This is a genomic window from Streptomyces sp. NPDC059452 (genome assembly GCF_042750035.1).
GTDB lineage: Bacteria > Actinomycetota > Actinomycetes > Streptomycetales > Streptomycetaceae > Streptomyces.
This window is the reverse complement of record NZ_JBHYVE010000005.1, coordinates 1-20,359: the sequence shown is the minus strand read 5'-3', so window position 1 is coordinate 20,359 and position 20,359 is coordinate 1. Positions and strand designations below refer to the sequence as shown.

Here is a 20,359-nt window from a genome sequence, read left to right as displayed (position 1 = left end):
TAAGGGTCCGGTTGTGGACATGATCAAGGGGCGGAAGTCCCTAGCGGTGTCTGCCCGGGGTGTGGCCGTACGCCCGGCGGAAGACGTCGATGAACGCGCTGGCCGACGCCCAGCCGCAGCGGTGCGCCACGGTGGTCACCGGGGTGTCCTCCGCCAGCAGGACCAGGGCCTCGTAGAGGCGCAGTTGGGTGCGCCACTGGGGGAACGTCATGCCCAGTTCGGCGGCGAAGAGCCGGGACAGCGTGCGGGCGCTGGCACCGGCCTCCTTGCTCAGGACGTCCAGGGTGCGCTGGTCGGCGGGGTCGGTGCGCAGGATGTCGCAGATCCGGGCGAGGCGGCTGTCGGTGGGGGCCGGCAGATGGACCGGCCGCTGCGGCGAGGCCGCCAGCTGGTCCAGCAGCACGGCCCGCAGACGCCGGCGCTCCGGACTGCCGTCGTCCGGGGCGTCGGTGCAGGCCCGGATCAGCTCCCGCAGCAGGGGGCTCACGGTCAGCACGGTCGGTGTGTCCAGCCGCAGCGGGTTCTCCGTCGCGGGCAGACCGAGCAGCCGCAGTTCCAGCGCCCCGTGGGCGCGGTGGGCGTGCACGGTTCCGGCCGGGACCCAGATGGCCCGGTTGGCCGGCGCGATCCAGGTGCCGGCGTCGGTGGTGACGGCCAGGACGCCACGCGCGGCATAGACGATCTGATGGTCCTCGTGGCGGTGGGCATCGATGTCCGACCCCGCCGAGAGCCACTGGGTCCGGGTCGGCGCGACCGGCTGATGGCGGATCTCCGTCATGGGTTGTCTTTATATCGGAAGTTCGACAGCGGATGCGTGGCGACGATGGCTGCGTGGCGAAAAACAAAGCGATCACTCTGCTGTCCATCGGGCACGCCTGCGTCGACGTCTACCAGGGCGCGGTGGCCGCGCTCGTCCCGTACTTCGTCGCGGAACGCGCCTACACCTACGCCGCGGCCTCCGGAATCGTGCTGGCCGCGTCGCTGCATTCCTCCGTGGCCCAGCCCCTCTTCGGGGTGGCGACCGACCGTCGGGCCATGCCCTGGCTGCTCCCCGTGAGCACCCTCGTCGCGGGCTCGGGGATCGCCGTGAGCGGGCTCACCGGCTCGTACGCGCTGACCCTGCTCTTCGTGGGGATCGGCGGGATCGGCGTGGCCGCGTACCACCCGGAATCCGCCCGGGTCGCCCGGATCGTGAGCAGGGGCAGCCACACGGCGATGGGCTGGTTCTCGCTGGGCGGAAACCTGGGCTTCGCCTTCGCGCCCGTCCTGGTGGCCGTGGCCGTCGGCGTGGGCGGTCTGAAGCTGACCCCACTGCTCGTGCTCCCCGCCCTCGTCGGCAGCCTGCTCACCCTGCCCGTCCTGCGCGGCCTGGAGCGCGTGACGTCCGGCTCCCCGGACCCGGCCGGAGCACCCACGGCCCCCGACGACATCGCCTCGTTCGTGAAGCTGGCCCTGGCCGTGGTCTGCCGGTCGATCGTCTTCGTCGGACTGAGCGCCTTCATCTCGTTCTACGTGCGCGAGCGGACGGGCGGCGGCGTGGCGGCCGGGACCGCGGCCCTGGTCGTGCTCTACCTCGGCGGCGCGGTCGGCACCGTCCTGGGCGGCCGTCTCGCCGAGCGCCGGGACCGCGTCACCGTAGTGCGCGGGTCCTATCTGCTCTCCGTGGCCGCTGTGGCGGGACTCGTCCTGGTGCCGGGCCCGGCCCTCTATGTGTTCGTCGCCCTGACCTCGGCAGGCCTGTACATCCCGTTCTCGCTCCAGGTGACCCTGGCACAGGACTACCTGCCCAGCCGTGCCGGTACGGCCTCCGGCATCACCCTGGGCCTGACGATCAGTATCGGCGGCCTGTTCAGCCCCCTGATCGGACGCCTGGCCGACGCCACGTCCCTCCAGACCGCCCTGATGCCGCTGATCGCGATGCCCGCCCTGAGCTGGCTGCTGCTCCGCACCATCGAGGAACCGGCCCTGCCGGGCGCCCCGCTCGGAGCGGTCCGCACCAGCGCGGGCAGCACGTCGGCCGGTGGCTGAAATGTCCCTGTTGGTCGCCCAGCCCGGAGGTGAAGGCACCGCACCGGCGAACCGCCGCGCGCCCTGTGGTGCGCAGCCGGGCAGGGGTGGGACCCTAGTGGTATGAACATCCCTTTCTTGGACAACTGGCGTAAGCGTCAGGGTGGTACGCAGGCGCACGCGCTCGCGGCCGCCGTCGAGGCGGATCCCGACGGTGTGGCCGAACTGCTCGCCGAATGCGAACTGCTGCGTGTCCGGGCGGGGCAGCAAGGACTCGAACTCGACGACACCCCCGCCTCGTTGGCCGCGCTCGACCAGCTGCCGCCCCGCTGGCGCGACGATGCCGAGGAGCTGCCCTGGCTGGGCAATGACGCGGGCCTCTATCTGGGCACTGTCCTCGTGCGCACCGTTCCGGGCGCCACCTGGGACATCTGGCCGAGCGGGCAGCCCGTGGTGAGGCTGGAGTCCGGGCGGGAGATCGATGTCGTCACCGCCGGACTGGACTGGGCGATGTCGGGCAGCCCCGAACTCTCCCAGGTCTATGCGGAGTCGGCCGAGAACTGAGCCCCGGCGGCCGAGATTCGGGCCGCAATGGAGATAAACAGCCTTTTGCGCCATTTACGCGTGTCGGGTGCGAAGTCCCTTTTTGCGATGGATAGTTTGCGCTGACCTCGACACAGCGACAAGTGGGTAGGGCAGCGCATGGCCGTCGATCCGTTGATCGAACTGAGGGACGTCAACAAACACTTCGGAGAGCTGCACGTACTTCAGGACATCAATCTCACCGTCGGCCGCGGGGAGGTGGTGGTGGTCATCGGCCCCTCCGGCTCCGGGAAATCCACCCTCTGCCGGGCGGTCAACCGACTGGAGACCATCGAGTCCGGCTCCATCCTGATCGACGGCAGACCCCTCCCCGAGGAGGGCAAGGGCCTGGCCCAGCTCCGCGCCGAAGTCGGCATGGTCTTCCAGTCGTTCAACCTCTTCGCCCACAAGACCGTGCTGGCCAACGTCTCCCTGGCCCAGATCAAGGTCCGCAAGCGCAAGAAGGAGGAGGCCGACCGGCGCTCCCGGGAGCTGCTGGAGCGGGTCGGCCTCGCCTCCCAGGCCGACAAGTTCCCCGCCCAGCTCTCCGGCGGCCAGCAGCAGCGCGTGGCGATCGCCCGCGCCCTGGCCATGGACCCCAAGGCGCTCCTCTTCGACGAGCCCACCTCGGCGCTCGACCCGGAGATGATCAACGAGGTGCTGGAGGTCATGCAGCAGCTCGCCCGGGACGGGATGACGATGGTCGTGGTCACCCACGAGATGGGGTTCGCCCGGTCCGCCGCCAACCGTGTGGTCTTCATGTCCGACGGCTGCGTCATCGAGGACCGCACCCCGGAGGACTTCTTCACCGCCCCCGAGAGCGACCGCGCCAAGGACTTCCTGTCCAAGATCCTCAAGCACTGACGGGAGGCTCCCATGTTGCGTACCCCCAGCGACCGCACGCGCGACCGCGGCCGCCCGCGCCACCCCACGTACGGCCGGAGCGCGGCCCTCGTGGTCGGCCTCCTGCTCACCGTGCTCGCCGCCGCCTGCGGCAAGGACGGCAGCCCGCCGGTCAAGGGACCGGCGCCCGAGGCACTGCCCGTCTACCAGGTGGCCCAGGGCTTCGACCTGCCCGCATCGCCCACCTGGCGGAAGGCGGAGCGGCGCGGCTACCTGGTCGTCGGCGCCAAGGAGGACCAGCCCTACCTGGGCGAGAAGGACCCGGCCAGCGGCGTCTACTCCGGCTTCGACATCGAGATCGCCCGGATGCTGGCGGCCTCGCTCGGCTTCGAACCGGACACCATCCGCTTCCGGACCATCGCCTCCGCGAACCGCGAGACCGCTCTCCAGAACGGCCAGATCGACTACTACGTCGGCACCTACACCATCAACGACATGCGCAAGAAGCTCGTCGGCTTCGCCGGGCCCTACTACATGGCCGGTCAGGGACTCCTGGTGCGCACCGACGAGAACGACATCAAGGGCCCCCAGGACCTGGACGGCAGGACGGTGTGTTCGGCGGCGGGCTCCACGCCCTACCAGCGGATCGCCGAGGACTACCCCAAGGCGGTGCTCGTCGCCTACGACACGTACTCGATCTGCGTCGACAACCTGCTGACCTACCAGGTCGACGTCGTCACCACCGACGACGCGATCCTGCTGGGCTTCGCGGCCAAGGCGCCCGACGAGATGAAGGTGGTCGGCAAGCCCTTCTCCGAGGAGCCGTACGGCATCGGCGTACCGCGCAGCGACAACGCGCTGCGGGCAGCGCTCAACGACGCGCTGGAGGCCAACGAGAAGAACGGCAACTGGAGGAAGGCGTTCGAAGCGACGCTGGGGCGCTCCGGCGTGCCCGCGCCGACCCCGCCGCCCATCGACCGCTACCCGGCGAACTGAGGGGACGGCCCCACCCATGGATGTACTGACCGACAACTTCTCCCTCTACGGCAAGGGCTTCCTCGGCACCGTCGAGCTGACCGTCTACTCCTCGGCCCTCGCCCTCGTCCTCGGCTTCGTCATGGCCTCCTTCCGGGTCGCGCCCGTCGGCTCGCTGCGGGTGCTGGGCACGGTCTGGGTGACCGTGCTCCGCAACACCCCGCTGACGCTGCTGTTCTTCGCGGTCCTCCTCGGCCTGCCCCGGTTCGGCCTCGTCCTGCCCTTCCAGCTCTTCGCCGTCCTGGCGCTCGGCTGCTACACCTCCGCCTTCATCTGCGAGGTGCTGCGCTCCGGCATCAACACCGTGCCCACCGGCCAGGGCGAGGCCGCCCGCACGCTCGGGATGAGCTTCGGCCAGACCCTGGGCAACGTGGTCCTGCCGCAGGCCTTCCGCTCGGTGATCCCGCCGGTCGGCTCGACCCTGATCGCGCTGGCGAAGAACTCCGCGATCGCCGGGGCGTTCAGCGTCACCGAACTGCTCGGCACCTACCGGACGCTCAACGAGCTGGGCTACAGCATCATCTGGACGTTCATCTGGATCGCCGTCGGCTACCTGATCATCACCCTCACCATCAGTGCGCTCTTCCACGTGATGGAGAAGCGCTGGGGAGTCGCACGATGACCCACTCCGCCCCCACGCCCACCGCGCTCTACGACATCCCGGGCCCGCAGGCCCGCAGACGGCACCTCATCTACGGAATCGTCTCGACGGCCCTGATCCTCGCGCTCGTCGGCTGGATCATCTATCTGCTCTTCGACACCGAGCAGTTCACCGCCGAGAAGTGGCGGCCCTTCGCCTACAAGGGCATCCAGGAACTGCTGCTGCGCGGACTCGGCAACACGCTCAAGGCGTTCGCGTACGCCGCCGTCCTCTCCCTCGTCCTGGGCGCGGTCCTCGCGGTCGGCCGGCTCTCGGTGCACCGCCCGGTGCGCTGGATCTCCACCCTGCTGGTCGAGTTCTTCCGGGCCATGCCGGTGCTGGTGATGATCTTCTTCATCTTCGTGGCGCTGAAGGTCCAGGCGCTGCCCGCCCTGGTCGCCGGGCTGACCCTCTACAACGGCTCGGTCCTCGCCGAGGTCTTCCGGACCGGGATCAACTCCGTCGACCGGGGCCAGCGGGAGGCCGCGTACGCCCTGGGCATGCGCAAGACGCAGGTCACGACGTTCGTCCTGGCTCCCCAGGCGGTACGCGCGATGCTGCCGACCATCATCAGCCAGCTGGTGGTCGCGCTCAAGGACACCTCACTGGGTTACCTGATCACCTACGAGGAATTCCTCCACGCGGGAAAGCTGATCGCGTCGAACCTGGACTACGATCTTCCCTTCATCCCTGTCGTGATGGTGATCTCTCCGATCTACATCGGCCTGTGCATGCTGCTCTCGTGGTTCGCCACCTGGGTGGCGCGACGGCAGCGGCGCAATCCGAAGACGGAGGCGGTGGGGGTGGCCCCGGCCGAGCCGGGGAAGCTGCTGCCGGGAGGGCAGTAGCCGGGCAGTGCCCGTCCGGCAGCAGTCGGTGATCACTTCTCGCGCAGCGGGACCGAGAGATGACTCGGGTCCGAGGCGGGCGAGGAGAAGGTCAGCTGCGCGCCGGCCGGGTTGTGCTCGATGTACAGCGGATCGACGGTGTCGATCACCAGGGCGAGCCGGTGACCGGCCGGGACGTCGTAGGCCGTGGAGAACAGCTCCAGGTCGACGGGGAACGGCCGGCCCGGCGTCTGCCCGTGGAACGTGTACGGGGCGTTGCTGACGAGCTTCCCGATGCCGAGCGGCCCCACGTCGTAGAGGTAGGCGACGAAGGTGCCGCTCGCCTTCGTGCTGGTGACCGTGGTGTGCAGCTCGGCCGTACCCCGGACGCGCTGCACCGAGCCGTACCTCTCCGACTGCCACACGCTCGCGAAGGTACGCGGCAGCAGGGGTACGGAGACGGTCGGCGGCAGCTTCAGGAACTGGTCCAGCGCGTTGGAGAGCAGCGTGATCCCGCCGTTGGCGCCCGAGTCGACGTTCGCCCACACCTTCTTCGTACCGTCGAGCGCGATGCGGTTCTTGGCCGCGCCCACCGACTTCCAGTCCGGGTACCCCTCGTACCCCTTGTCCGTACGGGACCTGAGCTGGACGGGCAGCTCGGTGTCGATGCCGTTGTGCTCGCCCTTGAGGTAGCGGTCGAACCAGCGCCGGGTGCTCATCCAGGTGTCGTTGGGCAGCCCGAGCAGTCCGGTGGCCTCGGCGGTGGCGTGGTCGCCGGGGCGGAACTCCAGCCGCTTGGGGCCGGTCAGCTTCTCGTAGAACGAGGCGTACTGGTTGGGCGGGAAGATCGTGTCGCCCCAGGCGTTGCCCATGAGGACGGCCGCGCCGTTGGCGTTGATCCGGTCCAGGTAGGTCGCGGGGGAGCGCTTGGCGCCCCAGGCGATCATCTCCGGTTCCTTGTCCAGCTTCGAGCCGAGGAAGTCCTTGAGCGTCCGGGAGAGTTCGTCGCTGGGGCGGCCGGTGACCAGCCCGGCGCCGCCGAGCAGGGCCGCGGCCTGGAGGTGCTGGGTCCGCCCGCTGTAGATCGACTCGATCAGATCGGCCCAGCCGCTGAGCGCGGCCACCGCCTTGATCCGGGGGTCGTGCCCGGCGGCCAGCAGGCTGATGCCCGCCCCGTACGACACTCCGCCCATGCCGATCCGCTCCGGGTCGGCCGAGGTGTTCGCCAGCGCCCAGTCGATGACGGCGGAGGCGTCCGCGATGTCCGGCGGACCGGCCACCTCGATCTTCCCGCCGGAGAGCCAGAAGCCGCGCGAGGTGTAACTCACCACCACGTAACCGGAGTCGGCGAGCTTCTGGGCCTGTGCCAGGTACTCGATCTGCGGCATGGCCCAGCTGGTGGGGAAGACGATCAGCGGGTGTTTCGTCCCGGCCGAAGGCCCGGCGGGGGTTCCGGCCGGTCTGAACACATTGCCCTTGAGCGTGATGCCGCCGGAGCCGGGGATGTCGTGGAACGTCAGGCCCGGCGCGGAGGCGCTCGCCGAGGTGGGTGCGGGCGCGGCTCCGGCCGCCGGAGCCGCGCCGAGGGCGGCTCCGGTCAGCAGGACGGCGGCGGTGGTGATCGAAGCGGTGGTGCGCAGAGCGGGTTGGGGACGTACCACGGGTCACTCCTCACGCGTGTCAGTGCAAAGTGACCCGACGGTAACCCCGGTTGTTTACCGCTGGTAACTACCGGGTGTGTTGCGTGAAGGTAACGATTGTTGGACGCCGTGTCAGCAGTGGCTCACTTCCGTGCGCTCTTCGCCTGCCAGTCGGCCCAGGACACGTTCCATGCGCCGTACCCGTTGCCCTCGGCCACCGTGCCCTTGGCGTCGGCGCCGGTGATCTCGAACGGGTCGCCCACCCGCACCTGCCCGTACAGCGCGGCGGCGTTGGCGTCGCTCATCCCGAGGCAGCCCGAACTCCGGTTGGCGTTGCCGAAGTAGCCCGCGTTCCAGGGGGCGGCGTGGGCGTACATCCCCGACCAGGTCAGCCGCATCGAGTAGTCGACCATCTTGTCGTAGGCGTCACCGAGGCCCACCGTCTCGGAGCGCATGTTGATCGTGCCCTCCTTCGACATCAGGACGGCCGTGCCCCGCCAGGACGCCTTCTTGCCGCCCGGTGTGCCGGCCGACATCGGGATGTCCATGACCTGCTTGCCGTCGCGGTGCAGGGAGAGGCGGTGCCCGTCCAGGTCGACCTTGACCACCTGGGCCGCGCCGATGGTGAACGTGGTCGCGTAGTCACGGACGAACCAGCCGCCGTCCGCGCCCGTGTCGATGCCGTTCAGATCGGCCTTGAGCGTGACCTTCGTGCCGGGCTTCCAGTACTCCTTGGGCCGCCAGTCGACGCGGTCCTTGCCCGAGTGGTCCTGGAGCCAGCCCCAGGAGCCCTCGGTGTCGTTCGAGGTGGAAAGCTTCAGGCCCTTCTCCACCGCCGCCTTGTTCTTCACCGGGTGGTCGAAGACGATGGACAGCGGCTGGGCGATGCCGACCGTGGTGTCCTTGCCCGGCGCGAGCGTCAGCTTGTTGACCTTCTCCGCCCCGGCGGTCGTGAACGCGGCCTTGTCGCTGCCGCCGTCGGTGTCCTTCGCCTCGACGGTGTACGCGGTCCCCGGCGCGGCGACCCGCTCGGATATCCAGGTACGGCCGTCGGCGGATATCTTCCCGGCCAGCGCGCCGCCCTCGCCCGCCGTCACCGCCACCGACTTCAGCTTCCCCTCCGCCAGCGTGACCTTCACCGGCTTGCCCGGGGCCGCCGCCTTCCCCTTGAGGTTCACCGAGATGCTGGTCTCCGGCGCCACCTCCGGGTCGGCTCCTTCAGAGGCGGACCCTCCGGCATAGCAGCCGGTGAGCGTGGCACCGAGCAGTGCCGCCGGGACGGCCAGGGCGAGCCTGCCCCTCCGGCCGGCCGGGGCGGTACGACGGGTGCGCGGGCGTGCGGAACTCAACGGAAAAACCTCCAGGGCGGCGGGACTCGACAGGTGAGAGGCGATTTCTCCCATGTCGGGTTCCGTCCCGCACCTGTGAGTTCCGCACTCCGGAAGGCGCGGAGTACTCTCCACCGTCGGCCAGAACGTCGGAGTGTGGGAGAGACCAGTGGGCAACATCGTCGGAAGCGTGCCGAACCGTATACCCGGGACCCGCCGATGACGGCCGCCGACCCGGTCACGGAGGCGGCCGGAAAGCCCGCCGAGCCCCCGGCCCGGTCCGCTTCGGTCCTGCGGAGCGGGGCCGTGATGGCGGCGGGCTCCATCGTCTCCCGCGCCACCGGCTTCGTCCGCTCGGCGGTCGTCGTCGCCGCGCTCGGCACCGGTATGACCGCCGACGGCTACACGGTCGCCAACACCGTCCCCAACATCCTCTACATCCTGCTCATCGGTGGCGCGCTCAACGCCGTATTCGTCCCCGAGCTGGTCCGGGCCGCCAAGGAGCACGCCGACGGGGGCGCGGCCTACACCGACCGGCTGCTCACCCTCTGCACCGTCGGCCTCCTCGCCCTCACCGCACTCGCCGTGGCGGCGGCGCCCCTCATCGTCGGCCTCTACACCGACTACGACGGCCGACAGGCCGAACTGACGATCGCGCTGGCCCGCTACTGCCTGCCGCAGATCCTCTTCTACGGGCTCTTCACCCTGCTCGGCCAGGTCCTCAACGCCCGGGGCCGGTTCGGCGCGATGATGTGGACCCCGGTCCTCAACAACATCGTGATCATCGGGGTGTTCGGCCTCTACATCGCCGTCGCCGCCACCTCCGACGGCACCCTCTCCGACGCGCACGCCCACCTCCTCGGCTGGGGCACCACCGCCGGGATCGCCGTGCAGACCCTCGCCCTGATCCCCACCCTGCGCGCCGCGAAGTTCCGCTGGCGGCCCCGGTTCGACTGGCGCGGCAGCGGGCTGACCCGGCCGATGCGCTCGGCCGGCTGGCTCGTCCTGCTGGTCCTCACCAACCAGCTCGCCTACTGGGTCGTCACCCGGCTCTCCACCACCACCGGGCAGCTCGCGCACGAGCAGGGCGTGGCGGGCGGCGCGGGCTACACCGCGTACAGCTACGCCTATCAGCTCTGGGTCGTCCCGCAGGGCATCATCACCGTCTCGCTGATCACCGCGCTGATGCCCCGGATGAGCCGGGCGGCCGCCGACGGGGACCTGGCCGGGGTGCGGCGCGATGTCGCGTACGCCCTGCGGACCAGCGCCGCCGTCATCGTGCCCGCCGCCACCGCGTTCCTGGTCCTCGCGCCCTGGGTGATCGGCTCGGTCTTCGGGTACGGGCGTACCACCGGCGCCGACATCATGGTGATGGCCGGCATCATGGCGGCCTTCGCCCCGGGGCTGATCGCCTTCTCCGGGCAGTACGTCCTCTCCCGCGGCTTCTACGCGATGAGCGACACCCGCACCCCGTTCCTGCTCAACCTGGTCATCGCCGCCGTCAACGCGGGGCTGTCCGCCGCCGCGTTCTGGCTGCTGCCCGCCCGCTGGGCGGTGACCGGGATGGCCGGGGCGAGCACGGTGGCCTTCTGCGTCGGCTTCGCCGTCACCGGGTACGTCTTCTCCCGGCGGGTCTCGGCCACCGGCACCGCCACCGGCTCCCTGCTCCGCTCGCCCACCCTCGGCGCGCACGTCCGGCTGATCGCCGCCTGCGTGCCCGCCGGGGCGCTCGCCTACGGGGCGGCCCGCGCGGCCGAGGGGGCGGGCGATGTGGCGGCCGCCGGGGCGGGCACCCTCGCGCTGCTGCTCGTGGTGGTCGTGCTGGCCCGGCCGCTCGGGCTCACGGAGATCAGCGCGATGGTGACGGCGGGCCGCTCACGGCTGCGGCGCTGAACGGGGGGTCCGCTCAGCCGCCCGCGCCCGCGCCGTCGGGGGCGGGGACGGGGACGGGGTCCGGGTCCGCCGGTACGGGGGCCTGGGCCACCCGGGTCACATCGCCGACCAGCTCGACCACATCGGGGCCGTACGCCTCGGAGTTGACCACCTTCAGCAGCAGGCAGAACGACTTGTTCCCGTGCTTGCGCAGCAGCTTCTCGTGGTGGCGGACCACATAACGGGCCGCCGCCTGGTTGGTGATGGCCCGCTGACCGCAGAACAGGAAGACGGGGCGCGCCTCCTGATTGCCCGTCAGCCGAGCGAGCAGGACGTACTCCGCTGTGCCCCGCTCCATCCGGTAGTGCTCCGGCCCGATCCGGTAGGCGACCCGGTCCGGGCCGGACTCCCCGACCGTGACCCGTACGCCGGGGAGCAGGGTCCGCAGATGGGCCGCCATCCGCTGGTTGGTCGTGGGGCCGCCGACGCAGAACTCCGTACGGTCCCCGAACCCCTGCTGTGCCACGTCGTGCGTCACGATCTGCGCCTTCGCCCCGCAGTCCTTGATCAGGGCGGAGAGCTCCAGCAGCGCGAAGACGTCATGGCGGTGGACGGACCCCTCGGCGCCCGCGTACCGGTTGACGACGAGCAGGCACTCGGAGTGGGTCGGCAGCCCGAAGAACGCCTGCTTGCGGCGGAGCCGGCGCCGCAGGAGGTAGGTCCGGGCCAGCCAGCCCAGTGAGGCGCTGATCCCGGCGGCTATCACACCCAGCACGATGTTGCGCACGTCGTCCGTCATGGCCGGGCATGTTATCGGTCATTCGGGTATCCGTACGAGGCGGTCCTGACGATCCGGGTGGTCCGGGGCTAACCTGCGCGGAGATCCGTTGACTGGAGGTTCGTATGCGCCGTTCCGTCGGCCGGAACATGTCGATATTCGCCGCCCTGGCCGTGGTCGCCTCGCTCGGGGCCGCCGCCCCCGCGGGTTCCGCGGAGACCGCCCACCGGCACCCCGTCCCGCCCAAATCCCCGGTGGCGGTGGGCCACGGGGGAGCGGTGGCGAGTGTCGACCGGGACGCGTCGGCGGTCGGGATCGAGGTGCTGCGCCAAGGCGGCAACGCGGTGGACGCGGCCGTGGCGACCGCCGCCGCGCTCGGCGTGACCGAGCCGTACTCGGCGGGCATCGGGGGCGGCGGCTACTTCGTCCACTACGACGCCCGCAAGCGCACGGTCCGGACCATCGACGGCCGCGAGACCGCACCGCGCAGCGCGGACGCCTCCCTCTTCCTGGAGAACGGGCAGCCCATACCCTTCGAGGAAGGGGTCACCAGCGGCCTCGGCGTCGGCACCCCCGGCACCCCGGCCACCTGGGAGCGGGCACTCGACGCCTGGGGCTCCAAGTCCCTTCGTACGCTGCTGAAACCGGCCGAACGCCTGGCCCGGGACGGCTTCGTGGTGGACGACACCTTCCGTGCGCAGACCGCCGCCAACCAGGCCCGGTTCGCCGACTTCCCGGCCTCCGCGAAGCTGTTCCTGCCGGGCGGTCAACTCCCCGTCGTCGGCTCGGTGTTCAAGAACCCCGACCTGGCCCGGACGTACGAGAAGATCGGCCGCAAAGGCGTCGGGGAGCTGTACCGGGGCGAGTTGGCCGACGACATCGTCCGTACGGTCCGCACACCGCCCGTCGACCCGCGGTCCACCCGTGTCGTGCGCCCCGGCGATCTGACGCGCAAGGACCTGTCCTCGTACCGCACGCTCCAGCAGAAGCCCACGAAATCCGGTTACCGGGGCCTGGACGTGTACGGCATGGCCCCCTCCTCCTCCGGCGGTACGACGGTGGGCCAGGCGCTCAACATGCTGGAGCCCACCGACCTCTCGCGGGCGAGCCGGGCCCGCTACCTCCACCGGCTCATCGAGGCGAGCCGGATCGCCTTTGCCGACCGGGGGCGCTGGGTGGGCGACCCGGCCTTCGAGAACGTCCCCACCAAGGAGCTGCTGAGCAAACGTCACGCGGCCGCGCGCGCGTGCCTGATCAGGGACGACGCGGTGCTGACCAGCCCGGTGGCGCCCGGTGACCCACGGAACCCGGCCCGCTGCGGGAGCGGTGGTACGGCGGCGCCGACGACGTACGAGGGGGAGAGCACCACGCACCTGACGACGGCCGACAAGTGGGGCAACGTCGTCTCCTACACCCTGACCATCGAGCAGACCGGGGGCAGCGGCATCACGGTCCCCGGCCGCGGCTTCCTCCTCAACAACGAGCTGACCGACTTCTCCTTCGCCCCGGCCAATCCGGCGGTGCACGACCCGAACCTGCCGGGGCCGGGCAAGCGGCCCAGGTCGTCGATGTCGCCGACGATCGTGCTCCAGCACGGCAAGCCGGTCCTCGCCCTCGGCTCGCCCGGCGGCGCCACGATCATCACCACCGTGCTCCAGTCCCTGACCGGCCACCTCGACCGCGGCCTGCGCCTCGACGAGGCGTTCGCCGCGCCGCGCGCCAGCCAGCGCAACGCGGCGGCCACCGACATCGAGCCGGACCTGTGGAACAGCCCGGTCCGCGCCCGGCTCGAAGCACTCGGCCACGTTTTCCGGCAGAACCCGGAGATCGGCGCCGCCACCGGCGTACAGCGGCTGCCGGACGGCCGCTGGCTCGCGGCGGCGGAAAAGGTGCGGCGGGGCGGTGGCTCGGCCATGGTGGTGCGGCCGGGGGGCAGGAGCTGAACCCGGCCGGATGAAACAAGGGGGCAGGGGGCCAGCAAGGGAGGCAGGGATCTAAGGGGGTCTAGGGGGGCTAAGGGAGGGGGCTGAGGGAGGGGGCTGAGGGAGGGGGTTGAGGGAGGGGACTGAGGAGGGGCCCGGACGGGTTCCTCCGGTCTACTGGAAGGGCCGTCCCGCACGATGCGCACCCGAACGCTCGCTCTGACCGCCGCCACTTCGGCCACCTGCGCCGCCGCCCTCCTGGGGCCAGCGGCGCTGCCCGCGACCGCCACCGTTCCCGTACCGGACACCTGGCCGGAGTCCCGGGTGAGCCATCCGCTGGTCCACCGGGCGACCGGCCCGGTGGACCGTCCGGGGGCCGACTCGGGGGCAGATCCCGAGGCCGCCCCGTCGGCAGATCCGGCGGCTGACCCGGAGGCCGACCCGACGGAGGCTTCGGTGGCCGACGCGGGGGAAGCTCCGGCGGCCGGACCGGCAGACGGCCTGGTGGCCGATGCGGCACCTGACACCACGCCTGACGCGGGGCCTGGCACGACGCCCGACGTGGTGGACGGTCCGGTGAGCGCGGCGGAACTGCTCGCCGAGGTCCGCTCGTGCCGACGGATCTCCCAGGGCAAGTACCGTACGGACGCCAACAGTTCGAAGGCGACCGTCCCCGTCTGCGCCACCTCGGACGCCGTGTTCTGGAAGGCGGACATGGACATCGACTGCGACGGCCGCAGGACGAAGGCCTGCAACGAGAAGACCGACCCCTACTTCCAGCCGCAGACCGCCTTCCAGACCTCCCGGGGCAAGCCGCTGGACTCGGCCGCGCTGCCGTATGTGGTCGTCCCGGCGCCTGGCCGGATCTGGGACTACCGGAAATCCGGGCTGACCGGCGGCAGCGTCGTCGCCGTGGTGTACGAGAACCAGGTGCGGTACGCCGTCATCGGCGACACCGGGCCCGCCGGCATCATCGGGGAGGGGTCGTACGCGCTGGCGGAGGAGCTGGGCATCGACCCCCACCCGACGACCGGCGGGGCCCCGTCCGGCGTCACGTACATCGCCTTCAAGGACTCCCGTATCTCCCCGCTGGAGAGCCGCGCGAAGGCGGAGAGCCGGGGGGAGGAGCTGGCGAGGGCCTTCGTCGGGCGCTGAGAGGGCTTGCCGGAGGGCCCGGCAGGGGACTGCGACTGCCCGGCAGGGGACTGTCAGAGCGCGGTGAGGATGCGCGGTCCGTCCTCCGTGATCGCCACCGTGTGCTCGGCGTGCGCGGCCCGGCTGCCGTCGGTCGTCCGCAGCGTCCAGCCGTCGCGGTCGTGGCGGAAGTCGTCGAGGCCGCCGCCGAGCAGCATGGGCTCGATCGCGAGGACCATCCCGTGGCGCAGCGGCATGCCGCGCCCGGGGCGCCCCTCGTTCGGCACGGACGGGTCCTCGTGCATCGCCCGGCCGATGCCGTGCCCGCCGTACCCGTCGAGGATGCCGTACCCCGCCTCGCGGCAGACCGTGCCGATCGCGTGGGCGATGTCGCCGATCCGGTTGCCCACGACCGCCGCGCCGATGCCCGCCTCCAGCGCCGCCTCGGCCGTGGAGATCAGCCGGGTGTCGGCGGGGCGGGCCCTGCCGACGCTGAAGCTGACCGCCGCGTCACCCGCCCAGCCGCCGAGGAGGGCGCCCGCGTCCACGCTGACCAGGTCCCCGTCGCGCAGCGGTTCGGCGGAGGGGATGCCGTGGACGACCGCGTCGTTGACGGAGACGCAGATGACGGCCGGGAACGGGGTGGGCGCGAAGTGCGGCTTGTAGTTCAGGAAGGGCGAGGAGGCCCCGGCCTCGCGCAGCACCTCGCGGGCCGCCTCGTCCAGCTCGCGGGGCGTCACCCCGACCGCCGCCACCTCCCGGGCACGGGTCAGGATCTGCGCGACCACCCGTCCGGCCTCGCGCATCGCTTCGATGGATGTGTCTGTCTTGAGTTGCACCATACCCATTACTATACCGGTCGGACCGGTATAGTAATGACGGTATAAGAATGGTGGGCCGTAGTAGAGTGGGCCCATGGTCCGTACCCCCTTGACCCCCGAAGAGCGCCTCCGCGGCGAACGGCTCGGCGGGCTGCTCCGTGAGGCGCGCGGGGAGCGCAGCATGGTCGCCGTCGCGGCGAGTGCCGGAATCTCCGCCGAGACCCTCCGCAAGATCGAGACCGGCCGCGCCCCCACGCCCGCCTTCTTCACGGTCGCCGCCCTCGCCGGTGCCCTGGGCCTCTCCATGGACGAGCTGCTCGGCCGCTGCGCCCCCGAACCCGCCGCCGTACCTCTGATCGCGTAACGACCGCGCGATGCGTAGGGTCGCGTCCGTGACTCTCCAGGACTTCGCCCGCAGTGAATACGTCAGCCTGACCACGTACCGGAAGGATGGCACGCCCGTCGCCACGCCCGTATGGGCCGCGGCCGAGGGGGAGGTGCTGTACGTGTGGACCCGCTCCGACTCGTGGAAGGTCAAGCGGCTGCGGAACGACACCAGGGTCGCCGTGACGGTCTGCGATGTACGCGGCCGGATCGCCGAAGGCGCCCCGAGCGCCGAGGGCACCGGGCGGCTCCTCGACGCGGACGGGACCCGTAAGGTGCGCAAGCTGCTGGCCCGCAAGTACACCTGGAAGTTCTGGCTCGTCGACTGGCCCGCCACCGTCGCCCGCCTCGGCAAGCGCCCGCACACCGGGATCGCCGTCACCTTCTGAGTCCGGCCGCCGTCGTGGGGCGGGGGCGTGGGCGGGGGCGCGCGGCGCGGGTGCCGTGCGCCCGGCGCAGCACGGACGAAAGCTGTGCGTAGCCGCCCCGTAACACGCCTGCGGTCGAATGCCTGCGGACTGGAACGTTCCAGTCACCAGTCGGCGAGGGCGACGATGACGGTGCATCAGCATGCTTTGGACGTAGGCGCGTTCGCGCGGTACCTGCGAGAACTGACAGCACGGCTGGACCCCGGACGCGGGTGGTACGGGGTCTTCGTCCGGCGCGATCCGGCGGGGATGCGGTCCTGCCTCGACGGGGCGGAGATCCCGCCCTGGGACGTGGTGGAGTCACTGCTCGCCGACCTGGCCGCGCTCCACGGCACGCGGTTCGCCGAGCAGGTGTCGGTACGGGCCGCCGCGCTGTACTCCGCTGCTGCCGCCGCCCACGACCGGCGGCCCGGCGGACGACAGGAGCTGGTGCACCGGCTGGAGTTGATGATCCGCGAGCAGGGCCGGGCGGCCGAGCGGCTGCGCACGGCCGGGGTGGCGGGCGCGGACCCGGCCGGCCCGGAGGCGACGGCCTGGGCCCAGGACGACCACCGACGCGCCTCGGCCCGCTGTACGGAGCTGCGCAAGCGGCTGGCGGCGGTGACGGTGCCGGTGCCGCAGGGGTGGTTCCGGGAGGGTGGTGGGGTGATGGGGGAGTCGGCCTTAGGGGAGGCGGCGTCGGAGGCCCTGCGGGTCCCGCAACCCTCACAGCCCTCAAGGGTCCCCGCGGCCCGTAAGCCCGTCGAAGCCCCAGCCCCAGCCCCAGCTCCGGCCTCCACCCCCGCACCCCGCCGGAAGAAGCCGCGCGGCGCCCGGTTCGCCGGTCTTGAGGTGGACGACGAGGAGGAGACCGGGTATGCCCCCTCTCCGGTGCCCGTTCTGCCCGCGCCCCCGCCCGAGGGCGGCTCCGCCCTGCGCGGGGCCCGGTTCGGCGGGCCCGCCGAACCGGACGAGGCCCCCGCACCTGCCGCCCTGCCGGACCCGGAGGCGGGCCCGGCCGTCGCCGCCGCTGTCGAGCGGCTGGTCCGGCTGCGGGCGGAGGGGCGGAGCGGCGAGGCCCACGTCGTGCTCTGCGAGGTGGCGGCCTGGCCCGCGCCCCGGCTGCCGGTGCTCGCGGTCGCCCTGTACCGGGCCGGTCTTGCCGCCGACTGGACGACCCTGCTCTGGGAGGCGTCCTCGCTGCCGCCCGCCGGGTTCGCCGCCGCCGCGGGCGCGCTGGCGGCGGCGGGCCGGGACGAGGACTGCGGGCTGCTGCTGCGACAGGGGGTGGCCCGGCCCACCGCGGAGGTCGCCGATGCGGCCCTCGCTCTGGCAGGCGCGGGCCGGGCGGGGGAGGCGCGGGAGCTGCTGGGTGCCTTCGTCCGCGTACGTACGCCGCAGGAGGCGGCCCGGATCGCGGACAGCGGCGGCGACCGCATCCTGCCGCAACTCCTGGCAGCGGCCCGGGAGGTGTCGGTGGAGCGGGAATGGGACCTGGTCCACGCGCTACGGGTGGCGGGCGTCCCGGGCGTGTGAGCGCGGGCGCCCGGGGCCGTCCTCAGGACCGGCCCCGGCACCGGCGCCCAGGCCCGACCGACCCCAGGCCCGGCCCCTCCGCCTCCCCGCCCCGCCGCCTCCCGGCCCGACAGCCCTACGGCGAAAGAACGCGCGCCACAGCGCACGGTGACCGGGCCATGGCACCTACCGTGTCCGTTGTGGACCGCTCGGGTGCGAAACATGATCGACTCGGCCGGTTCACGGCGATGGTCTTGCCCCGCCGCACCACGGGGCTTACGTTCTCCATCCATGCACGGATCTACCTGCGTAGAAAAGCGTGCAGAGGCTCTCTGACGCCGCGTCGAAGGAGCAGCTCATGTCCCACGTCGTACGCGCCGCACTCGTCCAGGCGACCTGGACCGGCGACACCGAATCCATGATCGCCAAGCATGAGGACCACGCCCGCGAGGCCGCCCGGCAAGGGGCGAAGATCATCGGGTTCCAGGAGGTGTTCAACGCCCCCTACTTCTGTCAGGTCCAGGAGCCCGAGCACTACCGCTGGGCCGAACCGGTCCCGGACGGCCCGACCGTCCGCCGGATGCGGGACCTCGCCCGCGAGACCGGCATGGTGATCGTCGTCCCGGTCTTCGAGGTCGAGCAGTCCGGCTTCTACTACAACACCGCCGCCGTGATCGACGCCGACGGCTCGTACCTCGGCAAGTACCGCAAGCACCACATCCCCCAGGTCAAGGGGTTCTGGGAGAAGTACTACTTCAAGCCCGGCAACGCGGGCTGGCCGGTCTTCGACACCGCCGTCGGCAAGGTCGGCGTCTACATCTGCTACGACCGGCACTTCCCCGAGGGATGGCGCCAACTCGGACTCAACGGAGCTCAGTTGGTCTACAACCCGTCCGCCACCTCGCGCGGCCTCTCCGCCCACCTCTGGCAGCTGGAACAGCCCGCCTCCGCCGTGGCCAACGAGTACTTCGTCGCTGCGATCAACCGGGTCGGCCAGGAGGAGTACGGCGACAACGACTTCTACGGCACCAGCTACTTCGTGGACCCGCGCGGCCAGTTCGTCGGCGAGGTCGCCAGCGACAAGGAGGAGGAACTCCTCGTCCGGGACCTCGACTTCGGCCTGATCGAGGAGGTCCGCCGGCAGTGGGCCTTCTACCGGGACCGACGGCCCGACGCCTACGACGGGCTGGTGGAGCCGTGAGCGGACTGTACGAGCGCCACCTCGCCGTCAGCCCCGACTGGCTGGCCCTCTACTACCGCCATCCCATCGAACTCACCCACGGCGAGGGCCGGTACGTCTGGGACGCGGACGGAAACCGCTACCTCGACTTCTTCGGCGGCATCCTCACCACCATGACCGCCCACGCCCTGCCCGAGGTCACCAAGGCCATCTCCGAACAGGCCGGGCGAATCATCCACTCCTCCACGCTCTACCTCAACCGCCCGATGGTGGAGCTGGCAGAGCGGATCGCCACCCTCTCCGGCATCCCCGACGCCCGGGTCTTCTTCACCACATCGGGCACCGAGGCGAACGACACCGCGCTGCTGCTCGCCACCGCGTACCGCAGGTCCAACCAGATCCTCGCGATGCGCAACAGCTACCACGGCCGTTCCTTCTCAGCCGTCTCCATCACCGGCAACCAGGCCTGGTCGCCCACGAGTCTGTCCCCGCTCCAGACGCTGTACGTCCACGGGGGCGTCCGTACCCGGGGGCCGTACGCCGAGTTGAGCGACGACCGGTTCATCCGGGCGTGCGTCGCCGATCTGGAGGACCTCCTCGGGCACACCCGGGAGGTCGCCGCGCTCATCGCGGAACCCATCCAGGGCGTCGGCGGCTTCACCTCACCGCCCGACGGGCTGTTCGCCGCGTTCCGCGAAGTCCTGGACCGCCACGGCATCCTGTGGATCTCCGACGAGGTGCAGACCGGCTGGGGCCGGACCGGCGAACACTTCTGGGGCTGGCAGGCGCACGCCGGGAACGGCCCGCCGGACATCCTCACCTTCGCCAAGGGCATCGGCAACGGCATGTCGATCGGCGGGGTGGTCGCCCGCGCGGAGGTGATGAACTGCCTGGACGCCAACTCCATCTCCACGTTCGGCGGTTCACCCGTCACCATGGCGGCCGGTCTCGCCAACCTCTCGTACGCCCTGGAACACGACCTCCAGGGCAACGCGCGGCGTGTCGGCGGCCTCCTCATCGAGCGGCTGCGGGGCATCGCCGCCGCATCCGACGCCGTACGCGAAGTACGCGGCCGGGGCCTGATGATCGGCATCGAACTGGTGAAGCCCGGCACGGACGAGGCGGACCCGGAGGCGGCCGCCGCCGTCCTGGAAGCGGCGCGCGCGGGCGGGCTGCTCATCGGCAAGGGCGGCGGCCACAACACCAGCGTGCTGCGGATCGCCCCGCCGCTGACCCTGACCGTCGCCGAGGCCGAGGAGGGCGCGGCGCTCCTCGCGGACGCCCTGCGCGCCGCCGACTGAACCGACGTACGGGCGCCGCTCGAACGACGTATGACGTACGGCGTATGACGTACGACCGCCGACCGCCGACCGCCGACCGCCGACCGCCGACCGCCGACCGCCGACCGCCGACCGCCGACAGACGACCTCCCACCGCCGACCTC

At 71.4% G+C, this 20,359-nt stretch carries 19 protein-coding genes; 14 read left to right on the top strand and 5 right to left on the bottom strand.

Annotation, left to right across the window (positions count from 1 at the left end; all coding sequences use genetic code 11):
* Positions 1–40 precede the first annotated feature (40 nt).
* Positions 41–778 carry an AraC family transcriptional regulator gene (locus ACFW9Z_RS09495; RefSeq protein WP_384636900.1) on the bottom strand — a complete coding sequence of 246 codons (738 nt, stop codon included), beginning with the start codon at positions 776–778 and terminating at the stop codon, positions 41–43.
* A 53-nt stretch (positions 779–831) separates the two neighbouring features.
* Between ACFW9Z_RS09495 and ACFW9Z_RS09490 the strand changes: the two genes are divergently transcribed.
* From ACFW9Z_RS09490 to ACFW9Z_RS09465, 6 genes are all read left to right on the top strand, one after another.
* The gene (locus tag ACFW9Z_RS09490; RefSeq protein WP_384636898.1) at positions 832–2,028 is read left to right on the top strand and encodes an MFS transporter; all 1,197 of its coding nucleotides are present in this window, start codon (positions 832–834) and stop codon (positions 2,026–2,028) included.
* A gap of 102 nt (positions 2,029–2,130) precedes the next feature.
* Complete coding sequence (locus tag ACFW9Z_RS09485; protein WP_384636895.1) at positions 2,131–2,571, top strand: DUF6278 family protein; 441 nt, start codon at positions 2,131–2,133, stop codon at positions 2,569–2,571.
* 138 nt (positions 2,572–2,709) lie between these two features.
* Positions 2,710–3,453 (top strand): amino acid ABC transporter ATP-binding protein, encoded by a 744-nt coding sequence (locus ACFW9Z_RS09480; RefSeq protein ID WP_384636892.1) that lies wholly within the window; start codon positions 2,710–2,712, stop codon positions 3,451–3,453.
* A gap of 12 nt (positions 3,454–3,465) precedes the next feature.
* Positions 3,466–4,428 carry a glutamate ABC transporter substrate-binding protein gene (locus ACFW9Z_RS09475; RefSeq protein ID WP_384636889.1) on the top strand — a complete coding sequence of 321 codons (963 nt, stop codon included), beginning with the start codon at positions 3,466–3,468 and terminating at the stop codon, positions 4,426–4,428.
* 16 nt (positions 4,429–4,444) lie between these two features.
* Positions 4,445–5,089 (top strand): amino acid ABC transporter permease, encoded by a 645-nt coding sequence (locus tag ACFW9Z_RS09470; protein ID WP_384636887.1) that lies wholly within the window; start codon positions 4,445–4,447, stop codon positions 5,087–5,089.
* Complete coding sequence (locus ACFW9Z_RS09465) at positions 5,086–5,955, top strand: amino acid ABC transporter permease (protein WP_384636884.1); 870 nt, start codon at positions 5,086–5,088, stop codon at positions 5,953–5,955. Before ACFW9Z_RS09470 ends, ACFW9Z_RS09465 begins: the two co-directional genes overlap by 4 nt.
* Positions 5,956–5,987: 32 nt before the next feature.
* Here ACFW9Z_RS09465 and ACFW9Z_RS09460 read toward each other — a convergent pair whose 3' ends face one another.
* Together ACFW9Z_RS09460 and ACFW9Z_RS09455 are read right to left on the bottom strand one after the other, a co-directional pair.
* Positions 5,988–7,595 (bottom strand): CocE/NonD family hydrolase, encoded by a 1,608-nt coding sequence (locus tag ACFW9Z_RS09460; protein ID WP_384636881.1) that lies wholly within the window; start codon positions 7,593–7,595, stop codon positions 5,988–5,990.
* 122 nt (positions 7,596–7,717) lie between these two features.
* Positions 7,718–8,923 (bottom strand): Ig-like domain-containing protein, encoded by a 1,206-nt coding sequence (locus tag ACFW9Z_RS09455; protein ID WP_384636878.1) that lies wholly within the window; start codon positions 8,921–8,923, stop codon positions 7,718–7,720.
* Between the two features lie 198 nt (positions 8,924–9,121).
* Between ACFW9Z_RS09455 and murJ the strand changes: the two genes are divergently transcribed.
* The gene (murJ, locus tag ACFW9Z_RS09450; RefSeq protein WP_384636876.1) at positions 9,122–10,795 is read left to right on the top strand and encodes a murein biosynthesis integral membrane protein MurJ; all 1,674 of its coding nucleotides are present in this window, start codon (positions 9,122–9,124) and stop codon (positions 10,793–10,795) included.
* A 13-nt stretch (positions 10,796–10,808) separates the two neighbouring features.
* On the opposite strand, the gene ACFW9Z_RS09445 is transcribed toward murJ, so the two are convergent.
* Positions 10,809–11,573, bottom strand: a complete 765-nt coding sequence (locus ACFW9Z_RS09445) for a hypothetical protein (protein ID WP_384636873.1) — start codon at positions 11,571–11,573, stop codon at positions 10,809–10,811.
* A gap of 104 nt (positions 11,574–11,677) precedes the next feature.
* On the opposite strand from ACFW9Z_RS09445, the gene ggt reads away from it, so the two are divergent.
* Together ggt and ACFW9Z_RS09435 are read left to right on the top strand one after the other, a co-directional pair.
* Positions 11,678–13,495 (top strand): gamma-glutamyltransferase, encoded by a 1,818-nt coding sequence (gene ggt / locus ACFW9Z_RS09440; protein ID WP_384636870.1) that lies wholly within the window; start codon positions 11,678–11,680, stop codon positions 13,493–13,495.
* 177 nt (positions 13,496–13,672) lie between these two features.
* Complete coding sequence (locus ACFW9Z_RS09435; RefSeq protein WP_384636866.1) at positions 13,673–14,629, top strand: glycoside hydrolase family 75 protein; 957 nt, start codon at positions 13,673–13,675, stop codon at positions 14,627–14,629.
* A 53-nt stretch (positions 14,630–14,682) separates the two neighbouring features.
* On the opposite strand, the gene map is transcribed toward ACFW9Z_RS09435, so the two are convergent.
* Entirely contained in the window at positions 14,683–15,450 is a 768-nt protein-coding gene (gene map / locus ACFW9Z_RS09430; protein WP_384636863.1) for a type I methionyl aminopeptidase, read from the bottom strand.
* Between the two features lie 73 nt (positions 15,451–15,523).
* Here map and ACFW9Z_RS09425 point away from each other — a divergent pair, with 73 nt between their 5' ends.
* The 5 genes from ACFW9Z_RS09425 to ACFW9Z_RS09405 all read left to right on the top strand — a co-directional run bounded on the left by ACFW9Z_RS09425 (position 15,524) and on the right by ACFW9Z_RS09405 (position 20,216).
* A complete protein-coding gene (locus ACFW9Z_RS09425) occupies positions 15,524–15,793 on the top strand; it encodes a helix-turn-helix domain-containing protein (protein ID WP_384636860.1) in 270 nt (89 codons plus the stop codon).
* A gap of 28 nt (positions 15,794–15,821) precedes the next feature.
* Positions 15,822–16,202, top strand: coding sequence for a PPOX class F420-dependent oxidoreductase (locus ACFW9Z_RS09420; protein ID WP_384636857.1), 381 nt, complete (start codon positions 15,822–15,824; stop codon positions 16,200–16,202).
* 165 nt (positions 16,203–16,367) lie between these two features.
* Complete coding sequence (locus tag ACFW9Z_RS09415; RefSeq protein WP_384636854.1) at positions 16,368–17,756, top strand: hypothetical protein; 1,389 nt, start codon at positions 16,368–16,370, stop codon at positions 17,754–17,756.
* A 337-nt stretch (positions 17,757–18,093) separates the two neighbouring features.
* Complete coding sequence (locus ACFW9Z_RS09410; protein WP_384636851.1) at positions 18,094–18,936, top strand: nitrilase-related carbon-nitrogen hydrolase; 843 nt, start codon at positions 18,094–18,096, stop codon at positions 18,934–18,936.
* Complete coding sequence (locus tag ACFW9Z_RS09405; RefSeq protein WP_384636848.1) at positions 18,933–20,216, top strand: aspartate aminotransferase family protein; 1,284 nt, start codon at positions 18,933–18,935, stop codon at positions 20,214–20,216. The genes ACFW9Z_RS09410 and ACFW9Z_RS09405 overlap by 4 nt, the downstream gene beginning before the upstream one ends.
* Positions 20,217–20,359 lie beyond the last annotated feature (143 nt).

Coding starts and splice junctions, on each gene's coding strand:
- ACFW9Z_RS09480 (WP_384636892.1), top strand. CDS start 2,710: ATGGCCGTCGATCCGTTGATCGAACTGAGGGACGTCAACAAACACTTC.
- ACFW9Z_RS09445 (WP_384636873.1), bottom strand. CDS start 11,573: ATGACGGACGACGTGCGCAACATCGTGCTGGGTGTGATAGCCGCCGGG.
- ggt (WP_384636870.1), top strand. CDS start 11,678: ATGCGCCGTTCCGTCGGCCGGAACATGTCGATATTCGCCGCCCTGGCC.
- ACFW9Z_RS09495 (WP_384636900.1), bottom strand. CDS start 778: ATGACGGAGATCCGCCATCAGCCGGTCGCGCCGACCCGGACCCAGTGG.
- murJ (WP_384636876.1), top strand. CDS start 9,122: ATGACGGCCGCCGACCCGGTCACGGAGGCGGCCGGAAAGCCCGCCGAG.
- map (WP_384636863.1), bottom strand. CDS start 15,450: ATGGTGCAACTCAAGACAGACACATCCATCGAAGCGATGCGCGAGGCC.
- ACFW9Z_RS09475 (WP_384636889.1), top strand. CDS start 3,466: ATGTTGCGTACCCCCAGCGACCGCACGCGCGACCGCGGCCGCCCGCGC.
- ACFW9Z_RS09470 (WP_384636887.1), top strand. CDS start 4,445: ATGGATGTACTGACCGACAACTTCTCCCTCTACGGCAAGGGCTTCCTC.
- ACFW9Z_RS09415 (WP_384636854.1), top strand. CDS start 16,368: ATGACGGTGCATCAGCATGCTTTGGACGTAGGCGCGTTCGCGCGGTAC.
- ACFW9Z_RS09485 (WP_384636895.1), top strand. CDS start 2,131: ATGAACATCCCTTTCTTGGACAACTGGCGTAAGCGTCAGGGTGGTACG.
- ACFW9Z_RS09425 (WP_384636860.1), top strand. CDS start 15,524: ATGGTCCGTACCCCCTTGACCCCCGAAGAGCGCCTCCGCGGCGAACGG.
- ACFW9Z_RS09410 (WP_384636851.1), top strand. CDS start 18,094: ATGTCCCACGTCGTACGCGCCGCACTCGTCCAGGCGACCTGGACCGGC.
- ACFW9Z_RS09435 (WP_384636866.1), top strand. CDS start 13,673: ATGCGCACCCGAACGCTCGCTCTGACCGCCGCCACTTCGGCCACCTGC.
- ACFW9Z_RS09465 (WP_384636884.1), top strand. CDS start 5,086: ATGACCCACTCCGCCCCCACGCCCACCGCGCTCTACGACATCCCGGGC.